Origin of the sequence: Halalkalibacter kiskunsagensis (genome assembly GCF_037027555.1) — a bacterium.
GTDB lineage: Bacteria > Bacillota > Bacilli > Bacillales > Bacillaceae_D > Halalkalibacter > Halalkalibacter kiskunsagensis.
The window spans coordinates 207643-234469 of the sequence record NZ_JAXBLX010000001.1; the positions used below are offsets into that span (position 1 = coordinate 207643).

Consider the following 26827-nt stretch of genomic DNA (forward strand, 5'->3'; position numbering starts at 1 on the left):
TAGAGCCAAAAAGGTAAATACCCAATTAAAGGTGGCTCCATCAATTTGGAAAATAATTTACAATTAGACATTTGTGACGACGACAGTTTGTTTATTAAGGAATGGCTTTTCCTTCAATTTTCCGAAGCCAAATATATGCCGGTTTCCACAAAGCAGCTCTTAGGTAACGACTAATTTGTAAGGTTTTTCGCTTGCTTTTTGTCTCGAGTTGAACAAGAACATGTAGGCAAAAAACGATTAGTGCGATAAACACTTGATTGTGGATCGCCCATTTGCTTTGACCATAGAACTTTTTGATACTGAGATGCTGCTTAATCCATTTGAAAAACAACTCAATGGCCCAGCGTGATATATACATCTTTGATATTTCTTCGGCACTTAAATCAAAACGATTAGTAAGTAACTGAAGTTCATTTCCTTTTGAATCAATCACTCTTAGAAGACGAAAGTAGTTCTCAGTACGGTTTTGAGTCGTCCCAATCAACACCATTTGATCGGACAGAACAGTCGAATTCTCGGGTAGTTTAAAATCGTAAACTTCTCGTATGACTGCGTTTTTACGCAGCCTAGATAGAAAAAAGTAACCATCATCTGTCATGCGATCAAAGCGTTCATAGTCTAAATAGCCACGGTCAAACACATACATGCATTCCTTGTCATCTACCATGATTTCTAGTTGACCACGATCATGTTCCTTTGCCGTTGTTAGCACCGCCTTTTCAGGATAGGAAATCCCTTTTTCCATAAACACAAGGCGCAAATGCAGCTTTACACCCGCTTTTGTTTTGCGGAACTGTGCCCACTTATGATTGGTCAAATTAAGGGGAAATGTGCTTGAATCAATGATTTTTAACGGCATGATGAGCTTTGTATTATGTGTTTTCGCATGAATTTGTGCGACTAAATCAAGGAAAAGTCTTTGAAATAAATCAGGATTCATCCCATTTAATCGTCGTGATAGCTGAGAAATACTGATCGTATCAAGGTTAATTCCTTTTTGAAGCTGGTCATCGAAAAGACAATCGCTCAGCGCATGAAGACTTTCTACTTCTTCGAGCTGTGCGTAGAGTAATAATTTTAAAAATGATTCCGTCGTAAGTTTCTTCGTATAGAAATCTAATTTCAATGTTTTCACCTGTTCATCAAATAATTTAAGGTTTATTGGTGAAAACCATTGTCCAAATGAAGTTTTTCGTGTAATCTTATCCATGCGTATGGTCCTTTATTATTGGATTTGGACGGGATTACCACCTGACTTATCCATTATAAAGGACTTTTTCTTTGCACAAATAAAGATAATTGAAGATTTTGAGTCTTTTTAATATTACAAATTACTTAATGCAACGCTAGTGATTAATTTATATTAAATACTTAAACGGCTCCTCATTTGCTTTATTTCTTATTCCAGTTCGTCTAATTTGTAAATATACGGAATCAGATTAATTCATCATTTCCTATTAAATAAATAAGCTGTTCTAAAAGATTAATATTATCTAATTATTTAGAACAGCTATGTTAATGTTGAGAATAACCACAAGGGTGATTTCTAAACAAGTTCCATGGATGTTTAACCGTTAATTCAAGATCAACTCTAATGTAAGCAGAGAATCATCATTTTTATTTCCAGTTTCAAAATTCAGGCGAGTCAGCTTCTTTGATAGAGATCATAAATGAAGTTCTGTGATAAGTACTTCTATTTTACAATGAAAACGGTAGTCTTTTTTATTGATATCATCTATTTACTACTAGGCATGAGAAAGTGCATTACATAACTTGGACCATTGTAAGTAATAATAATAAATATTTCATCTCTGTTAGTGAAAACTTTAGATTCTGTTATTTTATTGCTATTAAGGACAATGATGCTTACAGGAAATCACAGGACGAGTATATGAAACGAAGAACCTTGATATAAAAATACTACCTTTTATTTGTAACTTAAACTCTCCAAAGGGAGTATCAACACATTAGCAGGAGGAAGATGGACAAATAATTGCCAACCACCCAACTATTTGTAGTTCCTACTATGAGGCTAAGGCTAGTAAATAAACCAAATAAATCCAATCAATATTTCATTTATTTAATATTATCTCCCCTATTTTCTTACTATAACAACATCACCGTACTGGGTGACAGGAACCAGACTTGAAAATTGCAAGTGATTCTATACAAAGTTACACTTATCTTTGCATTTCATTCAATTTTCATACTTGAATATTTTGTATTCTAATATATAAAAGTATCTTATTTTGCCAAATAGTTAAATTTTTTCTACTTTTAACTGTTGCTCTAATTTTAATTGATTTTCTTCCTTACGATTTTGCACTTGTTCAAACAAAATATATTTCCAGAACAAATAAAGAATAGGTCTTTTTACTGTATACCAAATTATAGCTATCCTTTAATTAAACAATTAGATTCCACTTCTTCCCATTCCATAAATATCCGTGTTATATCTTCTTCTATTAATTCACTTCCTGTTTGTATTTCAATAAATTCTAAATCAGTAATTGCCATGATTCCATGCTTAGCTCCTACAGGTATTTGTAAAACATCTCCTGATTTGACTTTAATAACCCTGTCATTTAAAGCAAATTTACCTTTACCATTAATTATTGTCCATGTTTCACTTCGTTTGCGATGTAATTGATAACTTATATTTTTTCCAGCTTTAACACAAATCCGTTTTGTAAGAACTTCATTTTCTTCCCCAAAAGTTGTATGGTCTAAAACTCTATACCAACCCCATCTACGTTCTTCATACATTGGACGCTCATCAAACTTTTCCACAAGTTCCTTCACCTTTGGACTAACTTCTTTATCAGAAACTAGTACTCCATCAGGACTTACTGCAATAACAGCATTTTTCATTCCGAGGACTGCTACTGGAATATCTAATTCATTTAATAGATGAACATTTTTACTATCTTTTGATATTACACCTTTACCAATTATATTAGTTGCCATTTCTTCAGTAAGTGTATTCCATGTACCAAGATCTTTCCAATAGCCTTCATACGGCAATGCTATAATTTCAGATGCCTTCTCTACTACCTCATAGTCAAAACTCTTTTTAGGTAAAATTTCATATTGCTTTATTAACTCTTCATAACTAATTGGAAGCCCTCTTCCTTCTAGAATTGAAATAATATATTTTAGTTTAAAAGCAAAAACACCACAATTCCATAATGCACCTTGATTAATTAAATTCTTTGCATCTTCTTGACTAGGTTTCTCCTTAAAATGACTTACTTTAATAAAATCTCCCTTAAGACTTCCTGAGTTCGGGACAATATACCCATATTTCTCAGAAGGAAAAGTAGGTTTAACACCAATTAAACCTACTTGAGCACTTGAATTATTTATTTCCTTTTCTAAATCAGTTACTCTGTTAAAAAAATCAGAATCTACAAAAGGATCAACTGGTAATACACCGACTACCTCATTTAATGAAACTCCTTTAATCGAATAGAGATAAGTTGCTGATAATGCAATAGCGGCAAACGTATCTCGTCGTTGAGGTTCAATAATGAGTGGTACTTCTTGTCCAATCTGATTTTGAATCATATCAACTTGAGATTTACTCGTAGCAATAACTGTAGAATCAGTTAATCCTACACTTCCTAACTGTTCCCATACTCTTTGTACCATTGAGCATCTTCCAATCTTATTGCTTTCTAATACTTTTAAAAACTGCTTTGAGCGTGCATCATTTGATAATGGCCAAAGTCTTTTTCCCGAACCACCAGATAATAATACTAACTGCACCAGAATTCCCCTCCATTTTTAATTTTAGATAAATTAAGCTTTGATTTAGTAATTTTAGATTGTAATATTATAGACAAATTGATTATTATTCATAATAACGAGAATAAAACCAACTAATTTATTAAAATGTATTTACTGAGATAAATATAAAACTTTTTCAAGCTACCTTTAAACCTTTTCTATTTGATTGTTTTATAATTATATAATTTAACTTTCGTGTTAAAGGTTTTTCAATTAAGAAATGTACTACAACTCCTCCCATTATTGCAACTATTATGGTTAACAAAACCGAAAATGAATATCCAATAATCAAGTAGACGCCCAAAACATTAAATACCTTTACAGTTAAGATAATAATTGGCAAATTTGTGACAATAATTGAATAAGAAGCATTTCCTAAAACATTAAACATCTTCGGTATGTTGGAATTATAGTTTCTATCTATTGATGATGTACCTATTATTAATAATGCAGAAGACACGCCATAAAATAAAACATTATCAATTCCTAAAGTGAGATATTGGTTCATCCAACTTATTAGAAATCCTAGTATACCCAATATTATTAAAAGAACACTATATTTTAGTTGAATATTATACTTTAAAATTAAATACGCACAAATACAACCTATTAAAAATTCTAAATTAAACATACTTAATAAGAAATTAATAAAATAATTTTGTGAATTTAAGCTAGTAGTTGTATAAAAATTATTAATAAGTATACATATTGTCCAAGTAATTATAATCCATTTCATTGTTTTTTTCTTATTCATATAAAGAGTGAAAATTAAATAAAATAACACAACATGAACAAGTGACCACGTTGCTCCTAATACTGGATCTTGGTCTTGAGGTAACAGTAGTAAAGATTTTAAAATTACAGTAAACTGGGTTTCATGCCCATTACCAAATGAATCAAATAAAAAATATACCGGTAGACTTAATAACGTGAAAAACCACACTAAAGGATAAATACGGACTAACCGCTTTATAATAAATTCCTTTGCCTTACCCTCGATGCCGAAATCTCTAGAATAAATATAATAAATTAAAAAACCACTTAGTACAAAGAAAAAGTCTACTCCACCACTCCTATTTAATGCATAAAAAAAAGAGAAGTTATACTTCTCGAAATCATGGTATATAACACTAACATGGGAAATTAAAATTAATATAGCCGCAATCCCTCTGTAACTTTGTATTATATTCAAACGTTTGCGGTTATTTTCTCTCAAAGTATCACCGACTTTCGTTGAAATTTGTAAATTTAATAAAAAGCATAAGTACACAATTAGAGTAACTTCTAATTAACTCACTTTACATTTACTTTTCTACTAGAGTTATCATATACATATTCAACTTTTTCAATCATTTCACATATAGAGAATTGCTTTTTATAACAATTGTAACTACCTTCACCATATGATCTTAATAAATCTCTATTATTATAAAGTTTAATAATTAAATTAACCGCAGCATCTATATCTCCTCGTCTAAAGAGTTCGCCATTATATTCTGACACTATTAGTTCATTATTACCTATTACATCACTTAAAACTAGTGGTTTACTTAGTGCCATCGCTTCAATTACCGAATAAGGTAAACCCTCATATAACGATGTAGACAAGTAAAGGTCAAACTCTTGAAGGTTACTGACTGTATTCGAAGAAAAACCAGGGAACTTAATTCTTCTACTTAAGTTCTCTTCAATAGTTATACGTCTAACTTCTTCAAGTAATGGACCATCTCCAACATACACAAATTGAATATCACTAATCTTATCAGTCACTTTTTTTGCAATTTCGAGAAAAGTATATGGATCTTTTTGATTATCTAACCTAGCTAATGTTCCAACTATAAATTCAGAGTCTGTATCTATATTATTTCCCTCTAACTCTTCAACTCCATTAAATATTATTGAAGTATTTTCTTTTTTTACAATTTTATTGTCAACTGCAAATTTATTTTCCCCGTTTGATACATTTATTGTTATGTTTGTAATCTTTGAAAGGAACCTTTCTATATATATATATATAAATCTTTTTAATTTACTCATATCGACATTTTGTGAGTAGTAGGCATGCGGAGTATAAATAGCTGTTTTGTCGTATAGAAAAGCAACAACCCTACCTAATGCTCCCGCCTTTGAACTATGACAATGAATAATATCTGGGTTAATTCTTTTTACTATCCTTGAAATCTTAAATAAACTAACACTGTCTTTTATTATAGAAATTTCTCTGCACATAGATACATTATAAAATGTAATATTTAAATTCTTTAAGTCTTGTAGAAGATTAATGAAAACTTCATCAATTCTGTCCTCACTATAAATTACATGTAAATCATATTTACTTCGATTTAAATTTAAAAGAAGATCAACAATGTGCCTTCTAACTCCTCCACCTAAAGATTCACATATAATGACTACTTTCATCATGGCCCACCTCAATACGATTAATTGATCTACTTTTCTTACTACAAATCTTTCAATTCATTTATTGTTTTTTCAGTACACTTTTTCCAAGAAAAATCTTGTGCTCTGTTATAACCTTTAAGCTCGTAAGATTCTCTGAATGAATCAACTTTAAATTGGACTATTTTCATGGCGATATCTTCAGGATTATCCGGGTTACATAGCAATGCATTATTCCCTGCAACTTCAGGTAAAGAAGATCTATCTGAAACAATAACAGAGCACTTTAAAGCCATGGCTTCCAGTGGTGGTAATCCAAACCCTTCATAATATGAAGGAAATACAAAACAGAGAGCATTTTCATACAAAGCTTTTAATTCATTATCTGATACATAACCTACATGCTTAATATTACTAGGTAAGACCTCTAGTTTTTTATTAAATACTTTAGGGTGTGTCCCCCCTGCAATTACAATATCATAATTATTTTTATTTTTAATAAAGTCAATTGCTTTAACAATTGCGTCGAAATTTTTATTGGGACTCATGCTACTTACAGCTAATATATATTTCTTTTTCGTCAAATTATATTCACTCAAAATATTATTGTCAGATTGTAACTCTGTAATATGCTCTTTACCTAAGTGAGTTACAATAATTTTGCTTTCTTTTATTTTTAAATAATTAACAAGCTCATCTTTTGAAAAATTAGAAACTGTAAATATTTTTTTAGATAATTTACCTATAAAGAAAAATATAATCTTATACCAGATAACAAACAACTTAGTAAAAGCAACACTATTAGAAAAAACAGCCATGTCATGAATGGTAACTACTTGTCTTGTTTTAAACATTGGAGCTGGGCCGCAAGGGTTAAAAAGCAATTTCCCCATAGTGTATAAAGGTAATTCTATTTGTTCCCAAGCATGGCCTGTCAACAACCCTATTTTTTTAACTTTTATATTCTTAAAGGTTATTCCATTAGTGATGTTTTTAGGAGAAAGTATTATAAATTCACCTTTTATTGCACCAATTTCAATTAACTGATCCAACTCTTTTATTAACTCTATTGAGTATCGTTGTACTCCAGTAACTGATTGAGTTAAAAATCGACCATTAATAAATAGTTTCACAAATAAATACCCCTCACCATTTATACTTTTAATTAAGAAATCTTATAGATATATTAAATCTTATTTCTTCTGGTTATTTATCGATAAAGCAATTCCAATAAACATCCAGAAAAAAACATTAAATGGAAAAACTTCTAATGTGTTTGTAAAGAAACCTGCTATAAATACTCCTATTAGCATACTTAATGCAGTAACTTCTATATTTTTGAAACTTTTCTTTTCATTTAATAAGTAATTAGAAATTAACTTGTACATTATTAACATTAAAAAGATAATCCAGAGAATAGTTCCTAAAATTCCACCTTGTTGGTAGAATGCGAAAAATTGGTTATCAACATAATAATTAGAAACGTCGTACCCTAATTGGTGAACTCTAATTGTTGCAGCACCAACCGCACCTAGCCCTAATCCTAATAACCCTTCAAAAGAAAATAAATAAGGTAAATGTATGAACCAATGTTCAAGTCTATGGGAAAATGAACTCGTGGAGTACAATCTCGTATCGAAATTAGCGATCACGATTACAATAAATGGAACTATTAAGAATGTAGCACTCAGTATTAACAGTTGCTTTTGCCTTAAACTATTACGAATATAAAACACAAACATACATATTTGAGTAACTACCCAAAAAATAATTGACGTTCTTTGAGTAGACAGTAAAAGAAAGACTAAAGTATTTATTTTTACTAACCAACGTACTAAAACATATCTTTGACATAACTTATCATTTCGCTCAACCATAATCCCCAAAACAGCCAATAACATTCCGTATGCACTTGGAATACCAACAAGAGATGGAAGTCTAGGTATCTCTTGGCCAAAATTTCTAACGTTGACACCATATACAAAACCTAATTCCATTAATTTTTCAATACCTAGTATATATTGGATAACCCATACAGATATAATTAATACATACAAAAATTTAAAAAGTATTATTAAGTCCGATACACTTTTTCCTCTTAAAATATAACCTAGGAACAGCATTAGCAAAGGTAAGATTGTAACTTTAAAACCATAAATATAATTTAATGGAGTCCCTGTCATAAGGTGACCTATTAGGCCAAAAATAGTAATATAAAACAAGAAAAAAAGAATAACCTTCAAGTCATTATACATATACTTTCTTGAAACAATCAAAACAATGCTTAACAAACTTATTATTAGCATGACAACGTCTTTTAAAGATCGAAATATCATACCATCATAATAAATAATAATCGTACCATATATGCATAAATAAAATAATAATACTACATTCATTACTTTTATAAACTTTTCAAGTTGGTAATTATATTGTAGAGGGAAATCTAAAGACTGCTTTTTATTAATTTCTTTGTTAAAAATATCTGTTGACAATCTATATCATCTCCAAAATCTATATTTATATTATTAAAAGTATAAATATAGATTATTGTGCATTTTTATTCTGATATCTTAGATGACACAAAAATCAGGGTAATCATTTCCAATTTATCTCATCATTAAAAACAGTTTTTAAATTATTATATACTCTTTCTAACTTAACTGTATTCGAAGACTCTTTTATTAAATACGGTAAAATAGAAGTATTTTTAATATTGTTATCTATAATATATGAATAAAATAGAGCCGCTGTCCAAACGCCAATAATTTCTGTCAATTTCATTTGGGTTAATAATACTTCAACAGGGATTGGTACATCATTCTGCAAAACAAAGACATTGACACCTTGTTTTTTAAGTTTTTTTTCTAAACTATTAATTTTATAAAGATTATCCCTAGGATGTGGTTTTATGAATACTCTAAAATCCCCACCTCTATAATCGGCTATATACTTAGTGATCACTTCCAACTCATCATCTAGGCTTATTAAGTTGTCCTCAGATAACGCTTGAGAAAGTAAAAGAATATTTTTTTTATCGTCATTTAAAAGTAGTTGATATGCTTGGTCACTTTGTACAATCGCCTTCACTTTGTCATAGTATATATCATTGTATTTGCTTAAATTTAACTGTTTAACCCCATTAATAGAATTACCAATAACATGTTTTTCAGGAAAAGATGCATAAACATACTTAAAAAGAAGCTCTTTATCATTATTAAAGATAAAATTCAAGGGATCTTTTTGATAAAACCATTTCTTTAATAAACTCTTAATATTATCTTTTGAAAATAAACTACTTGTTTGATTATTGGAGTAATTAAAATCAAGATAATTTGTCAACCCGTCTTCAAGAAGATTAATCTGTATATTGTTTTCTTTTGCTATAAAGTATAGCAATCTATCAAACGGCATGTGTCTATTACCTATATAAACTTCAGAAATCCCTTCTTTTCTAAAAATTTCTAATATTAGCTCTTTTAATGATTCTTTCTCTTGGATAGTTTTTTTTCGTTTAATTATTTTTTGTGCATTTGTCAAATTATAGTCTACCGCTCCCTTAAAAACCAACCCATTTTTCCAAACATTATCGTCCTTTAACAAATTATAAGTTTTTAAGTGATCTTCATGTCCACCTGAAAACCACAATAATGAAATATTATTTTTATCATTAAAATCGGAAGCAATTGATTGTGCAAAATAAAAAATTAAAGGACTACTTATACTAAATAACCTCATTATCTTAACACTCCAGTAAAATATATTTAGCTTACATTATTAGTCCCATTACTAATATTAATTCCTTGATATATATGACTAGTTAATCTTCTAATCTCATTAACCTTCATACCAAAGTTATTGGAAATGACTTTTTCATTATTTATAATATACTCAATTTTTTCTAAAAGTTCCTCTTCTGTTATCTTAACAAAATCAACTACTTCTATAGGGTAATCTACCATCTCTAACACACCTTGCATTTTTATAGTGTTAGATTGATAAGCTATAAAGGGCGTCTTAGCAATCATTGAAAATATCATTGGATGGAAGCGACCAGTTATAAAGAAATTACTAGCTTTAATAACACCTAAAAGCTCATTATAAGTGAACCCCTTATCAAAAATAATAATATCAGGAATAGAATGTTTTATCTTCACGATAAACTTCCGATCAATTTCACAAGAAGCTGTAAAGACTATTGGAAGTTTGTATTTTCTCTTCACACCATTTATTAGTTGAATATATTTATCAAAAGGGATATCCTCTAACACAACAGTCCCTGCTAAACAAATAAAAGGCCCTTGAACACCTAAAGAATTTAGTATTTCTTTTGACCTTTCAGGACTACATGGTTCGGCAAAAAAAGCTGCGTCACCACTCACACTCACATTATTTATACCTATTTTGTTTAGATTTATTGTTGACAAATGTTCTCGTGTAATAATATTGTCTATTTTACTATAAACAATTTCACTTAACCTTTTTGCATTTTCATCATCAAATTGTAATGTATGATTTATTATTGATGTTTTCTTATTATATATTTGTTTTGCAACACTCAAGAAAAAGAACCATTCAATCATAACAGTGCAATAATTATGAATCGAGCCCTCACCGTTTAAAATAACATTGTCCGTATTTTTAATTTTGTTATAAATAGATTTATTTGGACTAATTTTTTCTAGGTAAAACTTAATTAAATTCGCCAATATCCTTTTTTCAATTGCACCAGAACTTACGATCTTATCTTTTATCCTTGCAGAAAAATATCTATATGCACTTCTTTTTTTATAATGAATTGGCACTTTGTAACTTATTTTTAATTTCGCCTTCTTCTCTATTAAATTTATTAAAGAATCTGATGTGGCTTTACAACCCCAGTTATCTTCATTTCCAGTGTAATTTAATAAAACTGCTTTATTAAAATCCAATTACTTCTCCACCTTTTTTATTTTTCTATAGATTTACCGAAAGTTTCACTTTTTTTCATGAAATATCCCCAAGGCATTTTATATACTTTTGTAGAGATATACCAAGTCAATAAAAATATAATAAAATATGAAATTGTTGTAGCTTGAGCTGCTCCAACTGCACCATTTGATTTAATTAGATAATAATTTAATGGTAAATTCAATCCTAATATTATAAATGTAATTAAGGATAATAAATAATTTCTCTTTTCAAATTGTATATAACTGACAACCATTTTCTGCATTCCATTAAATGCATATCCAATAGCAATCCATAACACAAATTGACTTGATGCACTAAAACCCTCTCCCAAGAATATATTCATAAACCAGGGAGCTGAGAAACTTAGCAGTATTGCTAGAGACATTAAAACCCCAAAATATAAATATGTGATTTTAACGATTTTAATTTTTTCATCTTTTACGTTTTCTTTTAGTTTACGAAATAACCATGGCAGCCACGCTTTATTAAAAGACATTTGAATTAAATTTATAATCATACCAAACTGATATCCAACAGTATACAGACCTGTTTCATCTAAACCAACCATATTTGTTATAAAAACACGGTCACTCATAGTTAATAGGAACCCACCTAACCCAAAAGGTATTAATGGTAATCCTAAACTTAAAATGTTATCAATATATTTTTTTTCATACCTAAACTTCAAGAAACCACTTTTCCACAAGAAAATAATACCAATTAACCCACAAATCAAAGACGCAATAACTTGTCCCTCTATTCTTCCTTCCCAACCAGCCCCCATAACAACAACTAGCCAAATTGATAAACCAACATTCAATAAACTTTGAAGGATTTGATATCCCCCAAAAAATAAAGGTTTATCCCTAACTTGTAATAGCGTTTGGACAATTTGAAAAATAACGTTAAATGCAGATACAACTATGAATGACCAAAGCCATTCTACTGGAAAGGATGTCATATCGCTTATGGGTTGTCTTAACAGGTAAATAGATGCAGAACAAATAATTATAGTCATAAATAAAACGTAAAGACCGTTTACAATATATACAGGTACTTTAATATCTTTTTCATAGTACTGTCTAGTTAATGCTAAATGAATATTCACTCCCAAAAATGGATAAATGATACCTACCAACACGTTAAACATTGAAACAATCCCATAATCTACAGGAGTTAAATGTCTTGTTAATATTGGCATCATTAAGAACGGGATTGAAGCATTAATCATATTAGTAATTGTATATATACTAGATGACTTTACCAATGAAGATTTTTTCATTTTAGCTAACACTTCATTCCCACCAATCAAAATGCATCTTTTGATCCCAATAAAACCAAAAATGTTCTTGTAATAATCTTTATATCAAACCATACAGTTCTATTCTCAACATAAGTAAGATCTAGTTCAACCATTTCTCGAAACCCTATATTACTTCTTCCACTAATTTGCCATAACCCTGTGCAACCTGGAATCACTAGTAGCCTTTGCTTTTCATACTCAGTATACTCCTTTACCTCACGAGGTAAAGGGGGTCTTGGACCTACAAGGCTCATCTCACCCTTAAGCACATTAATCAACTGCGGCAATTCATCAATACTCGTCTTCCTTATAAACTTCCCAATCCGAGTCACCCTCGGATCATCTTTCATTTTAAACATCGCACCACTAACTTCATTTTGCTCAAGCAATGATTCCAACAATTCTTCAGCATTACTAACCATCGAACGAAACTTCAACATATGAAATTCTTTTTCATTTTTCCCTACACGAACTTGTTTAAAAAATACCGGTCCATTTCGATCTTCTAATTTAATAAGGATAGCAATAAGCAAAAATAGAGGACTTAAGAAGATAAGCCCTGCTAATGAACCCATAATATCAATTAAACGTTTATTAAATAAATATACTTTGCTTTCATTTACATTTACTGTTGTCTTAGCCTTACCTGAGGATGCTGCCTGCGCCTCTCCCATTATCCTCACCTCTACTATTCTAGTACATTAACTTTTTTATTAGATGCAAGCAGCTCTTCCAATTTTTCCATTAATGGTTGGTGCAACTCCTCATGCTGCAACGCAAACTCCAACGTCGTCGTCACAAACCCCAACTTCTCCCCAACATCATATCTCTTACCCTCAAAATCATAAGCAAACACATTCTTCTCCTCATTCAACATCTGAATCGCATCAGTCAACTGAATCTCCCCACCAGCACCCGTCTCTTGCTTCTCTAAATGTTTGAAAATATCAGCTGTCAATAAATAACGACCCATAATAGCTAGATTAGAAGGAGCTGTTCCTGGTGCTGGCTTCTCAACAAAATTACTAACTTGATAAGTCCGTCCTTCTTGAGAAGTCGGATCAACAATCCCATATCGATGCGTCTGATCATCAGCAACTGTCTGAACACCTATAACAGAAGATCCAGTCTCATTATAAACATCAATCAATTGCTTCGTACAAGGCGTCTCAGCTTGTACAATATCATCCCCAAGCAGTACCGCAAACGGCTCGTCCCCAATAAACTTACGTGCACACCAAACCGCATGCCCTAACCCTTTTGGTTCCTTTTGACGAATATAATGAATATCAACTTTAGAAGCCTCCTGCACCTTATCAAGCAAGTCAAACTTCTCTTTCTCAATTAAATTCTGCTCCAGCTCAAACGCATGATCAAAATGATCCTCGATCGCACGCTTTCCTTTCCCAGTAACAATAATAATATCCTCTATCCCAGAGGCAACAGCTTCCTCGATAATGTATTGAATCGTTGGTTTATCAACAATCGGTAACATCTCTTTCGGCATTGCTTTTGTCGCTGGCAAAAATCTTGTCCCTAAGCCTGCTGCAGGAATAATTGCTTTACGAACTTTTTTATTCAATGTGCAAACCTCCAAAACTTTTTTTATTTTTCATCCATTAAAAATTGAAACCTTAAGCTATTAGTCTTTGTATTTAGAGTAATAGCTTAAGGTTCCATATGAGTTTTTATTAAAATAAGAGGCATCTAACCCCTCCTCACATCACACCACCGACGACAAAAGCGTCTAAGGTTATCACCCACAGCATGATCGAGTGCCTCCATAGATAGCGGCAAGGAGACATTGCCAAAAACTCTTCGGTTGTAGTGAGTTTCTTTTCCCTCTTCTCTATGGCTGCTTTAAAAATTAGATTTCATCTAGTTGTTTTAGTTATTTCAACAATTCTACAAGTCATTTCGATACTATCTCTATTTCTTTCATCATTTTACATATGTTTCACAGTATAAAGGACAAGAGATTTTTTGGTGTACTCTTGTCAGAAATCCTTCTATCAATAAATACGATATATAGTTTTTGTTCTTCCCTAGAGTCTAAAGACCCATCTTTCTTAAAAACAGATGCTTTCTTTCCGTAGACCATCGTATCATATATCTATAGAGAATCCTTTCACCAATATATGGTTTCCTTGGCTTTCGTTTTTCCCTTTCGTACCAATGACTTTTCGTAAGTTGCTGTATTTGATACTTTACTAGTTTAATAGGATATATTACATAATTCAACATATACCGTACCCTATCATTCGACATATTTCGTGAGATTTATAATGTAAGCGCTATGATATTAGTCACAGAAAAGAGTTAGGATTTGGCTTTTTTTCAACAAACACACAGCATATCCTTTGCTTTACTAATTCTTCTCTTCAATCACTGAGTAAGGCCTTTCGAATTAGTTAAATTTCACGTTGAAAACTCCATAAATAAACACTCTTAATCCATAAATGATGAATTAAGAGTGCTAAAACAAGTAACTAGCACTACTCTCTAAAACAAGTTAAATAACCTATTTCTCTTCTTCACAGGCTCTGGTTGCATGACTTGAATATGTTGGTTATCTATTAAAATCTCTGCATTTTCTCTAAATTGATAAACCAACTCAATCCCAAACACATCCTCGATGACAGAATACGCCTCACGTAGTCGAAATGGTCGTTCCTTTTGATTATGTGCGTCCGATGCTACAAAATGCGTCAAATTCGCTTCAATCAACTGTTCTGTGAATCTCTTTACTTTTTTGCCAAGATGACCTGTAACACTAGCAGCTGTTACTTGTGTTAACACACCATTCTTCACAAAATCAAACAGAATGTCAGGTTTCTCTGCCAATACTTTATTCCGTTCGGGATGCGCAATGATTGGAGTATACCCCTTCATCTGCAAATCATAAAACAGTCTTGTTGTGTAATGCGGGATACTACTCGATGGGAATTCTACTAATACGTACGAGCTCTCAGGTGTCACCTTCAACACATCACCTATTTCTAGATGTTGAATGATCTCTCCGTGTAAGCGAACTTCCTGAGAGGGGCTTACTTTTATTTGGATATTAGATTCTTGCAATGCTTTATTCAGCTCTTCTACTTTTCGTAAAATAGAAGGTCCACTATTTTCAAACATCGGATGCTGATGATGAGGTGTCGCAATGATTCTTGTAATCCCTTCTGCTTCAGCAAGTCTAGCTATTTCTAAACTTTCTGCAAGCGTCTTAGGACCATCATCGACACCTGGTAGTATATGACAATGAATATCGATCATTTTGACAACCTCCTCATGCTACTCTATTTTCTTCCAATTACTTCGCGCTGTAGTAATAATAGCTTCCTGAATCAATTTTCTTATTGTTTAAGACCGCTCCAAGTAATTTCGCTTTTGCCTTTTCTAATTGAACTTTTGCCTTTTTCACTTCTTCACGTTCTGTTTTCCCACTTGATACAACCAGTACTGTACCGTCACATTTACTCGCTAGGATCTGTGCATCGGCTACCGCCATAACCGGTGGTGTATCTAGAATAATCGTGTCAAACATTTCTTTCGCACGTTCTAAGATAAGTCCCATCATTCGTGAGTTTAACAGTTCAGCAGGGTTCGGGGGAATTGGACCCGATGTTAGGACGGATAAATTATCAATCTTTGTTGCTTGAACCAACTCTTCTAAACTACCTTGTTTCGTTAATACATTTGTTAGTCCACTCATATTCGGAACACCAAATGTGTAATGCGCCGTTGGTTTGCGTAAATCTGTATCAAGCAATAAAACAGATTGTCCATTTTGAGCCATGACGACTGCTAAATTTGCTGCCGTTGTCGACTTTCCTTCTGCGGGTCCAGCAGATGTGACAAGAATCGTTTGAATGTCACGATCAACTGCTGAGAATTCAATGTTCGTTCGGATCGTACGGTATTGCTCTGAGATTGGTGAACTTTTGCTTTCTTGTGTAACTAAATTTCGTTGTAACTTTGCTTGGGATTGTTTATCTTTTCGAGACACTACTCACTTCACCCCTTCTTTACGTTCTTTCCGCTTTTTTCATCCATTGTTGCAACTACACCTAAAATAGGCATGTCTAGTACATCTTCTATATCTTTTTCGGTCTTCATCGTCGTATCTAAATACTCAAGTAAGAAAGCCAGTCCAACAGCTGCCATCAAACCAACCACAATCGCAATCGCAATATTTAACGTTGGATTCGGTTTTATCGGTGATGGTGAATCACTTACTTGTGCTTGGGATAAAATACTAACGTTGTCTACACTCATAATCGAAACAATTTCACGCTGAAACACAGTCGCAATCGTATTCGCGATATGCGCTGCAGTAGATGGTTGTTCATGTTCAACCGTAATATTGACAACTTGTGAATTATTTTGACTTCCAACGCTTACCTTGCTATTTAGAGCACTAAAAGACTCAGAAAGGTTCGCTTCTTCAATTACTTTATCTAAAATAATTGGACTTTTGATGATGACGTTGTACGTATTAATAAGTTCTAAATTCGTTCTTATATCATTTTGACTAAACGTTTGGTCATTTTGTGTTTGGTTGACGAGAATTTGTGTAGAGCTTTGGTAAATTGGTGTTAAGAGGTAGTAACTCACGAGAGCACTTACTAATGCGGCAATAATTGGGATCATGATGATAAGCTTCATACGCCTCTTTAACGTAAGAAAAATGTCTTTTAAACTAATTGTTTCTTCCATTCTGCTTGAAAACCTCCTAAAATTAGTAACATACAATAAAATGGATTATATCATAGATTGTCAGAAGCTGTTGAAACTTTTTGTTGCTCCTCTATAACAATTTAACTATAATGACGAAAGAAATCTATATTCTTTTTATGGAAAAAGGTATTCAAAATAGGTCGATTTTCACCTATTTTGAATACCTTTGAAGCAATGAGCGTAGCCGCTGCATAAGGTTAAAGTCTGGTATGAGTGGGTTTCTCATAACAGGCGAGCAGCGTGCGGTGCCATTGCCTGCTTTTTCATTTTTATCAAAAAATCAATAAGGAGATTGTCCAAAATATGAAGAAAAAAGTCTTGATTACTCTAGGTCTTTTGTTGGGTGTTGTCTTTGTAGCCGCTTTAGCTTACGGCTTTTATTTATATAAATCAGTTACTGATACAGTTCAGGAAATTCATGAGCCGATTGATCGTGTGACGGATAAGCGTGAGGAAAAGGTAGATGTAGAAAGAGCGGAACCTATTTCATTTTTGATTGCTGGGGTTGATTCTCGTGGCGATGACCATGAAGGGCGTTCTGATACGATTATTGTGATGACGGTGAATCCTGGAGAACGTTCGGTAAAGATGCTAAGTATTCCGCGTGATACGCGTACGGAAATTATTGGCAGAGGAACGATTGATAAAATAAATCACGCATATGCTTTCGGTGGCGTTGAGATGACGATGGATACAGTCGAAAACTTTCTTAATATTCCAATTGACCACTATGTAAGTATAAACATGGAAGGGTTTAAAGGGTTAGTTGATGCTCTTGGCGGTGTTCAAGTTACAAATGAATTTAGCTTTGAGTATGGCGGGTATACTTTCCCTGAAGGTGAGTTGTATTTAAGCGGGGATGAAGCTCTTGCTTATTCCCGTATGCGTTATGAGGATCCGCGTGGTGACTTTGGGCGAAATGACAGACAGCGTCAAATTGTCGAAGCCGTCATCCAAGAAGGGGCTCAGATTGGTTCAATTACAAAGGTTGGTAGTGTTTTAAATGAAGTTGGCAAGTCTGTTCGTACCGATTTGGATTTGGACGGGATGTGGACGGTTCAATCAAAGTATAGAGGTGCTCGTCATTCGGTGGAGCAGTTGGAGATCAAAGGAAACGGAACAAGGATTGATGGGATTTATTATTTAGAAATTCCGAGTGACGAAGTCGAACGTGTACAAGCAGAATTGCGCGGACATTTGGAATTAAATTAATCGTTTTGTTGTCCTCTCATGTTGAACATGAGGGGGCTTTTTTGACTAATCCTAATTTTTGTTTGGTTACTATCGACCTATCTTTGACTATTTCGCTAAACTTTTTTCCACCATTATCGATATAATGGGTTGAGTCATACGACAAGGGCAAAATCAGCGAAAGTTGATGACGCAAAGCTATAGGGGCTTCATTGGCACTAGCCATTATGCCAGCCAGCTACCGAAATGGAACGTCCTCCGTATGGTTACTCGTATTTCACAGAGGAGGAAATGTATTTGTTTTATACGCCGGAAGAGATTCAAAAGAGGAAAAAGATTAAGAAGGTTGTTATTACTGTTGGAGCATCCATAGTCGGAATTGCTATTGCTGTATTAGCTTCTATGCTTGGAAGCTTGTAAAGTGAAATGGGAGAATGAATAGCCGTCATGGCCATTCATTCTCCTTCTGACTGAGATCCAGGTCTGACCCAGCTCATCTTTTAACTACCAAGCTTTTTACAACGCCGGCTTCTTCACAAGATTAATAATCTCATTCACAACCTCAGGAATCGAAAGCGCCGTTGTATCCAACCCAATCGCATCACTTGCCTTACGTAGTGGCGCAACCTCTCTCGTCGAATCCATCTCATCACGCTTTGCAATATCCTTTTTCAACTCTTCCAAGTTAGAAGGCATGCCTTTTTTTATTTGTTCCGCGTGGCGACGTTTTGCACGAACATCAACAGACGCAGTTAGAAATACTTTTACATCTGCATTTGGCAATACATGCGTGCCGATGTCGCGGCCATCTAAAATTGAGTTGCCTTCCATTGCTAGCTTGCGTTGACGTTCGACCATTTCGAGTCTCACAGCTTCATGGCTTGCTACTTGAGGAACTTGTTTGTTCACTTCTGCTGTTCGGATGTCCGTTGTTACGTCTTGATCATTTACTAATACTTTTGTTCCTTCTTTTTCGTTTATCAATTGGATCGTAATCGTGTCCAAAAGTTCTTTTAATGCTGTCCCGTTTTTTGTATCAACATTGTTTTGAATCGCTGCGTATGCTAATGTACGATACATCGCGCCTGTATCAATATATAAATACGAAAGATGTTCTGCTACTAATTTTGCTACCGTGCTTTTCCCTGCTCCAGCTGGACCATCAATCGCAATGTTTATGATATTTGTCATGATTTACACCTCATATATGATTTTGATTCGCTCACTTTTTATACCAGGTCATATCTTATCACACTCCTTATTTTCGTAAAAGAGACCAAAGTACATTGTTATCAACCAGTTTTGGTTTTAGTTGGAATCGTTTATTTAACATATTTACACATTATCCGACATATTCTACGAATCTTCTTTCCTTAAATAGGAATTTTCATTATAATTATGGCTAGAAACTACTCAAGTAAAAGAGGTGTTTGAAAAGGTAATGGATAAAAAATTTATATTGTTGATTTTCTCTGGTGTCATTGCACTTTCCTTAATAGGATATTTTACCGTTCATGCGATTCAGTCAGATAATTTAACGAAACAACTGCAGTTAGCAAAGGAGCATTTTGATAAGGAAGAGTATGAACAAAGTATTGAAGCCTATCAAAATGTGCTAGAGTTAGATCCTTTGAATGTTAATGCACGAGTTGGCCTTGCTGAAGGTTATCTAGCACTCTCTTATTTTGACCAAGCTGAAGCGGCTTTGGTAGAAGGCATTGAATTGCTTCCAACGGAGGAAACATTCTATTCCTATCTATCAACTATTTATATTAGCAGGTCAAACGTAGTGGACGCATTAGAGGTGTTACATGTGGGAGCAACGATGACAAATTCTTCTACTTTAAATGATACGTACGAGTCATTACAAGAATCGATTAAAATTAAATCAAGAAGATTCGTACAAGAAGGTTTTAGTCGAACGGTAGCTCTAGTATGGGAGAAGGAATCGGGTGAGTCCGTAATGCTTCCAGCTGAGTGGAGTGTTTCGGATAAAACGATTGGAACTCTTGAAGAAAGTGAAACGAATCATACAGTAGAGTTCACTGCGCATGAGCTTGGAGATACAATCGTCACTGCTTCATTGGGTGAATTTTCCGTTGAACGAACCTACTTCGTTCAAGAACAAGTGGTCGAATCAATTATCGTTGATCCTGAAGAATTAGATACATTGGCAATTGGCCAGTCTCTAGATTTATCAGTAGAAGGCTTCGATGCTGCTGGAGAAGAAATGGAAATCACTCCGGATTGGACCTTAACTGAGGAAATTGGTGAATTTAGTGAAGTAGAAGGAACGGAAACAACGTTCACGGCACTTGAAGAAGGAAACACAACGATTGAGATTACTTATGTTGACTTTCAGAAAAGAATGGATGTTGTAATCGAGGGCGAAAACAAAGTCGTCTCTTACGAAACAACCGGACAAGGTGATGTCATCATTTCACCTGAAGAAGAATCTTATCCGGTTGATAGTGAAATTACCATTGAAGCACGACCGCATCAAGGATGGACGTTTGTTGGCTGGGAAGGTGACCTAACAGGAAGCACGAATCCACAGCCGATCACCATAACAGAGAGCATCAATGTCCGAGCGATCTTTGAAGAAGAGTCAACTTTCTCCTTATCATTAGCAACAACAGGGGAAGGAAGAATTATTCGAAGTTCACTCGATAATACATTTGCCTCTATGGACACTGTCACGTTAACAGCTCGTGCTAGTGATGGCTGGACGTTCAAAGGGTGGGAAGGTTCAGAGAGCTCTACGAATGATCGCATTACTGTTACAATGGATGCGAATAAATCAATTCGAGCGGTCTTCACAAAGGATGAGCCTAAACCTGAACCTAAACCTGAACCTAAACCTGAACCTAAACCTGAACCAACGCCTACACCAGAACCCACCCCTACGTACACGTTATCTTTAAGTGCAGGTGACGGTGGTCATGTAACAAAGGATCACTCTGGTACTCAATTTAAGAGTGGAACACGAGTCACGTTAACAGCTGTTCCGAATGCAGGTTGGACGTTCGAACGTTGGGAAGGCGCTGCAAGTGGCTCCTCACGTACGGCAACTGTTACAATGGATGGTAACAAAAGTGTTCGCGCCATCTTCCAGAAAGAACCGGAGCCGGAGCCTGAACCTGAACCGAAACAATTTACATTGAGTACGTCAACAAGTGGCGAAGGGTCCATTAGTGTTGATCGTAGCGGTTCATCGTTCACAGAAGGAACAACCGTCAACTTAACAGCTAGACCTGCTAATGGGTGGGAATTTGTCCGTTGGGAAGGCGATGCTTCTGGTAGAAACACGAGTCTGTCTGTAACGATGAATAATAACCGTAGTGTGAGAGCGGTGTTTAGTAAAGTAACAGAAGAGACAGAAGAAGAGAATAATTAAGGAAATACAAGCAAAAGCAGATACATTCGTCATGGGTATCTGCCTTCTTTAGAGGGAGCTTACGATTGATTCTAGGAAATGTTATACTAAACATGATTAAACAATCGATAAGGAGTGTCACTAATAAATGGAATTACAAGAATCGATAAATAATTTAGCGACAGAGATTACAGGAAAAAACAATACCCTCCATTTGCCTGAATCAGTAAAGTTAAACAAGGTTCGGTTGTTTATCCATGGAACAGGGAATGAAATTACAATAGGTGAGGATACGATCCTCAATAATCTATTTATTGAGATTAAAGGCAATAACAACAAAGTAAAAATTGGTGCAAAGTGTAAATTGCGAGGTCATATGTTAATCAGCGGTGCTAGAGAGACGATAAAAATAGGTAGCAAAACAACGTTCCAACATAATTGCTACTTGTTAGCATCAGAAAATAAAAATATTACTATCGGCAGAGATTGTATGTTCTCCAATAGCATTGATGTGAGAACGTCTGACGCCCATTCAGTAATCGATGTCGAAACTGGCGTTAGAAAGAATGTAGCCCAAGACGTTGTCATTGGAAATCATGTCTGGATTTCAGCAGGAGCGCTTATTTCAAAAGGCGCAGTCATTCCCGATGATTGCATTGTTGGCGGACGTGCCGTTGTGACAAAGAAATTTGAAGAAACAAACTGTACGTTAGCTGGAACTCCTGCAAAAGTTGTAAGCAGAGGAGTTACTTGGGACAGGCAAAGACTATAGGATTCCTTACAACAGAAAAAGGAAGTGGGCAGATTAATGAGCTCACTTCCTTTTTTATTACTTAGTCTACGATTTCGTGATTAATGATTTTAATTTTTATGCGTTTTCGTTTCTTCAATAATCCTTGCTCTTTTCGTTCCTCTAGTTGCTTAATCGCTGTTTCAATATTGTTAAATTCAATTCCTTCTAGCGATTCTAACGTGTAATTCCACCACTGTAATTCTAATAGTTTCTCGATCGTCTGCTCGTCAAAGCGATAGCGAATATGTTTCGCAGGTACTCCTCCAACAATTTCGTAAGGCTTGACATCTTTATGAACAACCGCACCAGCTGCGATAACCGCCCCATCACCAATGGTTACTCCTCGAAGAATGGTAACATTTGTCCCAATCCATACGTCATTTCCAATGACGGGATTGCTTTTCATTTGTTCAGGCTCAACGGTCTCTTGAAAGTTCTTTGCTTCTTCCCAAAAAGGAAACACACTTGAATATTGAAAAGGATGAGTACTTAAATAGGAAAGCGGGTGCTCCCCTAATCCAATTGTTAAACCTTTTGCAATCGAACAAAACCGACCGATTGATTTTACATTTTGAATATAACCGCCTCTTAAAAACGTATATGCTCCTATATTGGCGTTACGTACAACTGTATCTAAAAGACGTACTGGTGGTTCAATGACAATTCTACAATTTTCACTGAGGTTATTTACATCATTAATCCACAAACCTCTTTCAAGCAATTCTTCTTTTTTAATCACAAGATCTACTCCTATTATATATAGTTATTTATCTTTATATTTAACAAGCATCAACCAATATGTCAACTCTATTAAGGGAATTACAGGATAAGAGTGGGGAGACTAAGTAGTCTTCCTAATGTCCATTCAGCCTCGCTTCCAACCTCTCAACCTTTCTACGCATTAACGCAGATTCAAGCATCATACATTCATCTGGACGTACACCATACCTCTTTCCAGCAGGAACGGTCAGCTGCTTTTCACCCGTTTTCACAAGTACTTCTGTCAATTCTCCCGTTTCTTTATCTTCCACTTCTTTTACTTCTTCCACATCCTCATAGACATCGTCCCATTTATCATAACAGAGAATGCCATAATCAAACGCATTGAGACCGTGCCTTTTGAAGGCTTTTTCTATTTCTTGGGCAATGACGCCAAAATGCCAACGCGCTTTTGCGCCTTTTTCTTTTACAGCATCATTAAATTTATATTGCGTATAGTTTACCTCTGACCAAGCATCTAATACTTTGTCAGGTATTTCGTTAATTTGTTGTTTATCATTTCTATCAGATGTATTAATCGCACCAGTTGAAGCAAATATTTGCGACCACCTACGTGACGCACTCCCTAGACCAAAGCTACCATCATTATTCGGGATAGCGTGACTATATAACATCGTATAAGTCTCCCCAATGTAGAAAGATGATGTATTGCCTCGTCTAAATCGTAATCCGTGCTCTTGACTTGCCGATTGCAAATCTATTTCTCCCTCGCGATGGATAATTGATCCACCTAACAGCAATCCACCTGCGCCTTCAATATCTCCGCTTGTATACAAGCCTTTCGCAAATCGGTTGCTATTGACACCTGCATTAGCAATATTGGTGATATCTGCTGATCCAAGAAAGGCAGGTCTTAATGTTGTATTAAATGCTTCTAACACAACATTTTTTGTGTTGGCTGTTGTACTAATCGGACCATAATAATCAGTATCGTCATAGTTTAATGGTCGTCCACTTCTCGTATATGCATCACTTCCACCTTCACTATGGCACCCTATAAAAACAGCTCGATTTACACGATCAAGTTTAATACGGTATGGCTCCCATGTTGAGAAGCGACAGGAAACAAAACGTAATCCTTGAATCACTCCTGAAGAGTTCCCTGCTAATCCATCAATCAATACAGCCCCGCCACCTGGATCGGTAAGATAATCTCCAGTGGTATCATCACGTCTTCGTTTTGTATGGTGGTTCGTACCATAGAAGGAACAAGAAACAGCAAATAAATCAGATGCTCCGAAATTCCCACGCCGATCTACTACTACTTTCCCTAACCCTTCATCATAATACCCACTTGAATAGCTGGATTCCCCATTTTTAGGATTAGCTCCTTGTACTTTCATTCCCCATTTCCCACCTTGAGTAAAGACAGACTCTAGCATTAATCCATCTGCTCCATTTGTTACTGTGCCTCTTGGATAAGGATTCCCCTCTAAGTCCTTAAACTCTGAAAGGTTTGTTCCTCGCGTGACATCATACCAAATACTCGCCTCATTCCAGTAGCCGAGAACGTGAACATTTCGAATTTGATTATGTACTCGACAACCTAAGAAAATCCCCACATCCCAATCAGCTCCATAATTTCTTGGAGAATTATCTTCTCTATTAAAGTCTAAAAAGACCGTGAGATCTCGTAATACCACATTCTCAGATTGAATGTTAATTGCTACAGATAATGGGTCATCTTGAGGTTGTAAGGCCGATGCTCGATACTTAACTCTTGTTCTAATTCTCTTTTTGCCATTGCCCTTTACTAGAAATCCACTAGTTTGTTCGTATTTGGTTAAGCCATAATTCGCATACCCCAATCCCGAGCCTATCCCTTCGATAATTAATGCCCTCTTAATTTCTAACTCTCCACTAATAACAGAGACACCAGGAACAATCACTTTTGCACCATATTCCTCGGCTACTTTTATAATCTCTCGTAGTGCTTCCGTATCATCGCTCACTCCGTCGCACTTAGCAGCAATTAATGGTGCCGGAGGATTTTTAATATTGATTCCTCTTCCCACTAAATCGTTGAAGCTTGCTGCTACTCCTTCTTGTGCCTTCTCTACTTTTTCTGTTAAATCATCAAGTTTCGCTGAAACAACATTTCCCTCATCATCCATTATGACTGTCGATTCAGTGTCTCTAAAAGTAGCAATCTTATAACCAAAAAAGAACGATAGAATCCATAGTAAGAAATTCACGAGGAAATTTCTTCGATTCATAGTATCCCCTCCCACTTACAACTTCCTTTGGTTCTGGTTCTCTCTTAACTGAGGAAAATATGAATACAAGTATATAGAGTTATATTCATGTCTCAATGATTCAAACTAACTATGAAAAAAAGATGCCTATGTTGGACATCTTTCTATACTTTAAAAAACTATAATCGATCAGACATCATCTTTCTGTTCACTTGGAAGACTGGCTTACTTTAGAAATAGTATCTTCCAATGATATTCTTTTTCCAGTATTAGGATCTATATAGATTGGATAGAGAATATAGGCTCCAGCAAACAATTGTTCAGTCGTTAGTTTTCTCTTTCGCCTAGATACGTTTTGACGATCATCGGTCAATCCCCACCCTGAATAAAAAGGAGCTCCAACCGTCGTAACCTTAATGCCACGGAGTAACGCTTCGAATCCAGATAATGACGTAATCGTATAGACATGGTCAATCGTTTTTAACGAATCGACTAAACTTAATGGTTCATAAACGATTTTAGCAATCTGCTTAACCTCTTCAGGGTCTGAAATCATTTTTCTTTTTCCTGCCAAAACATCAGGATGTGGTTTATAAATGATTTCCGCTTCAGGGTTCTCTTTGCTAGCTAATTTGACTAAGTCATTGTTAGTGGTTGGTGTTGCACAACCATAACGAATCGATGCATCTTCTTCTACTTGTCCAATGACAAGAATTCTTTTTCTTGTCTTCTCCCCATAAATAACATCTAAATTCTTTTTTTGAACGTGGTTATATTTACTCACTTCTAATTCAATCAATTGATTGATACAATTCCTGGACCGATTAAGTAGATCCTTGTTCGAATCAAAGTCATAATGATTTAGAATATCCTCTAAGTCACTCTTTTGATTTGAATCAAAATACATTCCTTGCTTATCAATACATAAGGAGTAAGGAGCATTATGAAGCGCCCCTAATCCTTTCGAACGTACAAACCCGTCCTCTATTCTATAGAAAGGCATTGCTTTTTGTTTAGCAAAATGAACCAAATTGGGCTTAGCAGAGTAGCCCCACACAAAGATCGTTTTACTTGAATGACTTTTGTTTAGTCGTTCAAATATCCGAACTTCTAGCTTTGTTGTCACATATATCACTTCATACTCTGCTAGATAAGATCTTAGGTAGACCTGTTTCCATTTTGATACATTAAAGACAAAAGCAATATCTTTGTTTTCATAATTCGTTACTTGCCAATGCAACACGTTTCTCAATAATCCAAAAAGCTTTCTTGCTCTTCTATAACCCTTTTTTATAACCATTGAAATACCTCAA

At 34.5% G+C, this 26827-nt stretch carries 22 protein-coding genes and 1 riboswitch; of the genes, 4 read left to right on the forward strand and 18 right to left on the reverse strand.

What is annotated here, in order from left to right; genetic code table 11:
* Nucleotides 1–94: 94 nt before the first annotated feature.
* The 14 genes from SLH51_RS00910 to SLH51_RS00975 form a co-directional block, all read right to left on the reverse strand.
* Nucleotides 95–1210, reverse strand: coding sequence for an IS4 family transposase (locus tag SLH51_RS00910; RefSeq protein ID WP_335958395.1), 1116 nt, complete (start codon nucleotides 1208–1210; stop codon nucleotides 95–97).
* A 1184-nt stretch (nucleotides 1211–2394) separates the two neighbouring features.
* Complete coding sequence (locus tag SLH51_RS00915; RefSeq protein ID WP_335958396.1) at nucleotides 2395–3768, reverse strand: sugar phosphate nucleotidyltransferase; 1374 nt, start codon at nucleotides 3766–3768, stop codon at nucleotides 2395–2397.
* A gap of 157 nt (nucleotides 3769–3925) precedes the next feature.
* Nucleotides 3926–5005 carry an acyltransferase family protein gene (locus SLH51_RS00920; protein WP_335958397.1) on the reverse strand — a complete coding sequence of 360 codons (1080 nt, stop codon included), beginning with the start codon at nucleotides 5003–5005 and terminating at the stop codon, nucleotides 3926–3928.
* Nucleotides 5006–5082: 77 nt separating this feature from the next.
* Nucleotides 5083–6210 (reverse strand): glycosyltransferase family 4 protein, encoded by a 1128-nt coding sequence (locus tag SLH51_RS00925; RefSeq protein ID WP_335958398.1) that lies wholly within the window; start codon nucleotides 6208–6210, stop codon nucleotides 5083–5085.
* A 38-nt stretch (nucleotides 6211–6248) separates the two neighbouring features.
* A complete protein-coding gene (locus SLH51_RS00930; RefSeq protein WP_335958400.1) occupies nucleotides 6249–7319 on the reverse strand; it encodes a glycosyltransferase family 4 protein in 1071 nt (356 codons plus the stop codon).
* 60 nt (nucleotides 7320–7379) lie between these two features.
* Nucleotides 7380–8681 (reverse strand): hypothetical protein, encoded by a 1302-nt coding sequence (locus tag SLH51_RS00935; RefSeq protein WP_335958402.1) that lies wholly within the window; start codon nucleotides 8679–8681, stop codon nucleotides 7380–7382.
* A gap of 103 nt (nucleotides 8682–8784) precedes the next feature.
* A complete protein-coding gene (locus tag SLH51_RS00940; RefSeq protein ID WP_335958404.1) occupies nucleotides 8785–9924 on the reverse strand; it encodes a polysialyltransferase family glycosyltransferase in 1140 nt (379 codons plus the stop codon).
* A 26-nt stretch (nucleotides 9925–9950) separates the two neighbouring features.
* Entirely contained in the window at nucleotides 9951–11117 is a 1167-nt protein-coding gene (locus SLH51_RS00945) for a polysaccharide pyruvyl transferase family protein (protein ID WP_335958406.1), read from the reverse strand.
* A 17-nt stretch (nucleotides 11118–11134) separates the two neighbouring features.
* A complete protein-coding gene (locus SLH51_RS00950; RefSeq protein WP_335958407.1) occupies nucleotides 11135–12433 on the reverse strand; it encodes a lipopolysaccharide biosynthesis protein in 1299 nt (432 codons plus the stop codon).
* 14 nt (nucleotides 12434–12447) lie between these two features.
* A complete protein-coding gene (locus tag SLH51_RS00955; protein ID WP_335958408.1) occupies nucleotides 12448–13116 on the reverse strand; it encodes a sugar transferase in 669 nt (222 codons plus the stop codon).
* A 14-nt stretch (nucleotides 13117–13130) separates the two neighbouring features.
* Nucleotides 13131–14024 carry a UTP--glucose-1-phosphate uridylyltransferase GalU gene (gene galU, locus SLH51_RS00960; RefSeq protein ID WP_335958409.1) on the reverse strand — a complete coding sequence of 298 codons (894 nt, stop codon included), beginning with the start codon at nucleotides 14022–14024 and terminating at the stop codon, nucleotides 13131–13133.
* Between the two features lie 920 nt (nucleotides 14025–14944).
* Nucleotides 14945–15715, reverse strand: a complete 771-nt coding sequence (locus tag SLH51_RS00965; RefSeq protein WP_335958410.1) for a tyrosine-protein phosphatase — start codon at nucleotides 15713–15715, stop codon at nucleotides 14945–14947.
* 37 nt (nucleotides 15716–15752) lie between these two features.
* Complete coding sequence (locus tag SLH51_RS00970) at nucleotides 15753–16448, reverse strand: CpsD/CapB family tyrosine-protein kinase (RefSeq protein WP_335958412.1); 696 nt, start codon at nucleotides 16446–16448, stop codon at nucleotides 15753–15755.
* A gap of 8 nt (nucleotides 16449–16456) precedes the next feature.
* On the reverse strand, nucleotides 16457–17158 hold the full coding sequence (locus tag SLH51_RS00975) for a YveK family protein (RefSeq protein ID WP_335958414.1): 702 nt from the start codon (nucleotides 17156–17158) through the stop codon (nucleotides 16457–16459).
* Between the two features lie 324 nt (nucleotides 17159–17482).
* Between SLH51_RS00975 and SLH51_RS00980 the strand changes: the two genes are divergently transcribed.
* Together SLH51_RS00980 and SLH51_RS00985 are read left to right on the forward strand one after the other, a co-directional pair.
* Nucleotides 17483–18391, forward strand: a complete 909-nt coding sequence (locus SLH51_RS00980; protein WP_335958416.1) for an LCP family glycopolymer transferase — start codon at nucleotides 17483–17485, stop codon at nucleotides 18389–18391.
* Nucleotides 18392–18527: 136 nt separating this feature from the next.
* A riboswitch (cyclic di-GMP riboswitch) is annotated at nucleotides 18528–18616 on the forward strand.
* A 51-nt stretch (nucleotides 18617–18667) separates the two neighbouring features.
* Nucleotides 18668–18790 (forward strand): hypothetical protein, encoded by a 123-nt coding sequence (locus SLH51_RS00985; RefSeq protein ID WP_335958417.1) that lies wholly within the window; start codon nucleotides 18668–18670, stop codon nucleotides 18788–18790.
* A gap of 96 nt (nucleotides 18791–18886) precedes the next feature.
* On the opposite strand, the gene cmk is transcribed toward SLH51_RS00985, so the two are convergent.
* The gene (gene cmk, locus SLH51_RS00990) at nucleotides 18887–19561 is read right to left on the reverse strand and encodes a (d)CMP kinase (RefSeq protein ID WP_335958418.1); all 675 of its coding nucleotides are present in this window, start codon (nucleotides 19559–19561) and stop codon (nucleotides 18887–18889) included.
* Between the two features lie 250 nt (nucleotides 19562–19811).
* Between cmk and SLH51_RS00995 the strand changes: the two genes are divergently transcribed.
* Both SLH51_RS00995 and SLH51_RS01000 read left to right on the forward strand, forming a co-directional pair.
* Complete coding sequence (locus tag SLH51_RS00995) at nucleotides 19812–21767, forward strand: InlB B-repeat-containing protein (RefSeq protein ID WP_335958420.1); 1956 nt, start codon at nucleotides 19812–19814, stop codon at nucleotides 21765–21767.
* A gap of 127 nt (nucleotides 21768–21894) precedes the next feature.
* Complete coding sequence (locus SLH51_RS01000) at nucleotides 21895–22518, forward strand: acyltransferase (protein WP_335958421.1); 624 nt, start codon at nucleotides 21895–21897, stop codon at nucleotides 22516–22518.
* A gap of 61 nt (nucleotides 22519–22579) precedes the next feature.
* On the opposite strand, the gene SLH51_RS01005 is transcribed toward SLH51_RS01000, so the two are convergent.
* The 3 genes from SLH51_RS01005 to SLH51_RS01015 form a co-directional block, all read right to left on the reverse strand.
* Nucleotides 22580–23278 carry a CatB-related O-acetyltransferase gene (locus SLH51_RS01005; protein ID WP_335958422.1) on the reverse strand — a complete coding sequence of 233 codons (699 nt, stop codon included), beginning with the start codon at nucleotides 23276–23278 and terminating at the stop codon, nucleotides 22580–22582.
* Between the two features lie 115 nt (nucleotides 23279–23393).
* Nucleotides 23394–25535 (reverse strand): tail fiber domain-containing protein, encoded by a 2142-nt coding sequence (locus SLH51_RS01010; protein ID WP_335958423.1) that lies wholly within the window; start codon nucleotides 25533–25535, stop codon nucleotides 23394–23396.
* Nucleotides 25536–25722: 187 nt separating this feature from the next.
* Nucleotides 25723–26814 (reverse strand): capsular polysaccharide export protein, LipB/KpsS family, encoded by a 1092-nt coding sequence (locus SLH51_RS01015; RefSeq protein ID WP_335958424.1) that lies wholly within the window; start codon nucleotides 26812–26814, stop codon nucleotides 25723–25725.
* Between the last annotated feature and the right edge of the window lie 13 nt (nucleotides 26815–26827).

Coding starts and splice junctions, on each gene's coding strand:
- SLH51_RS00910 (WP_335958395.1), bottom strand. CDS start 1,210: ATGGATAAGATTACACGAAAAACTTCATTTGGACAATGGTTTTCACCA.
- SLH51_RS00925 (WP_335958398.1), bottom strand. CDS start 6,210: ATGATGAAAGTAGTCATTATATGTGAATCTTTAGGTGGAGGAGTTAGA.
- SLH51_RS00940 (WP_335958404.1), bottom strand. CDS start 9,924: ATGAGGTTATTTAGTATAAGTAGTCCTTTAATTTTTTATTTTGCACAA.
- SLH51_RS00955 (WP_335958408.1), bottom strand. CDS start 13,116: ATGGGAGAGGCGCAGGCAGCATCCTCAGGTAAGGCTAAGACAACAGTA.
- SLH51_RS00965 (WP_335958410.1), bottom strand. CDS start 15,715: ATGATCGATATTCATTGTCATATACTACCAGGTGTCGATGATGGTCCT.
- SLH51_RS00975 (WP_335958414.1), bottom strand. CDS start 17,158: ATGGAAGAAACAATTAGTTTAAAAGACATTTTTCTTACGTTAAAGAGG.
- SLH51_RS00980 (WP_335958416.1), top strand. CDS start 17,483: ATGAAGAAAAAAGTCTTGATTACTCTAGGTCTTTTGTTGGGTGTTGTC.
- cmk (WP_335958418.1), bottom strand. CDS start 19,561: ATGACAAATATCATAAACATTGCGATTGATGGTCCAGCTGGAGCAGGG.
- SLH51_RS00995 (WP_335958420.1), top strand. CDS start 19,812: ATGGATAAAAAATTTATATTGTTGATTTTCTCTGGTGTCATTGCACTT.
- SLH51_RS01000 (WP_335958421.1), top strand. CDS start 21,895: ATGGAATTACAAGAATCGATAAATAATTTAGCGACAGAGATTACAGGA.
- SLH51_RS01010 (WP_335958423.1), bottom strand. CDS start 25,535: ATGAATCGAAGAAATTTCCTCGTGAATTTCTTACTATGGATTCTATCG.
- SLH51_RS01015 (WP_335958424.1), bottom strand. CDS start 26,814: ATGGTTATAAAAAAGGGTTATAGAAGAGCAAGAAAGCTTTTTGGATTA.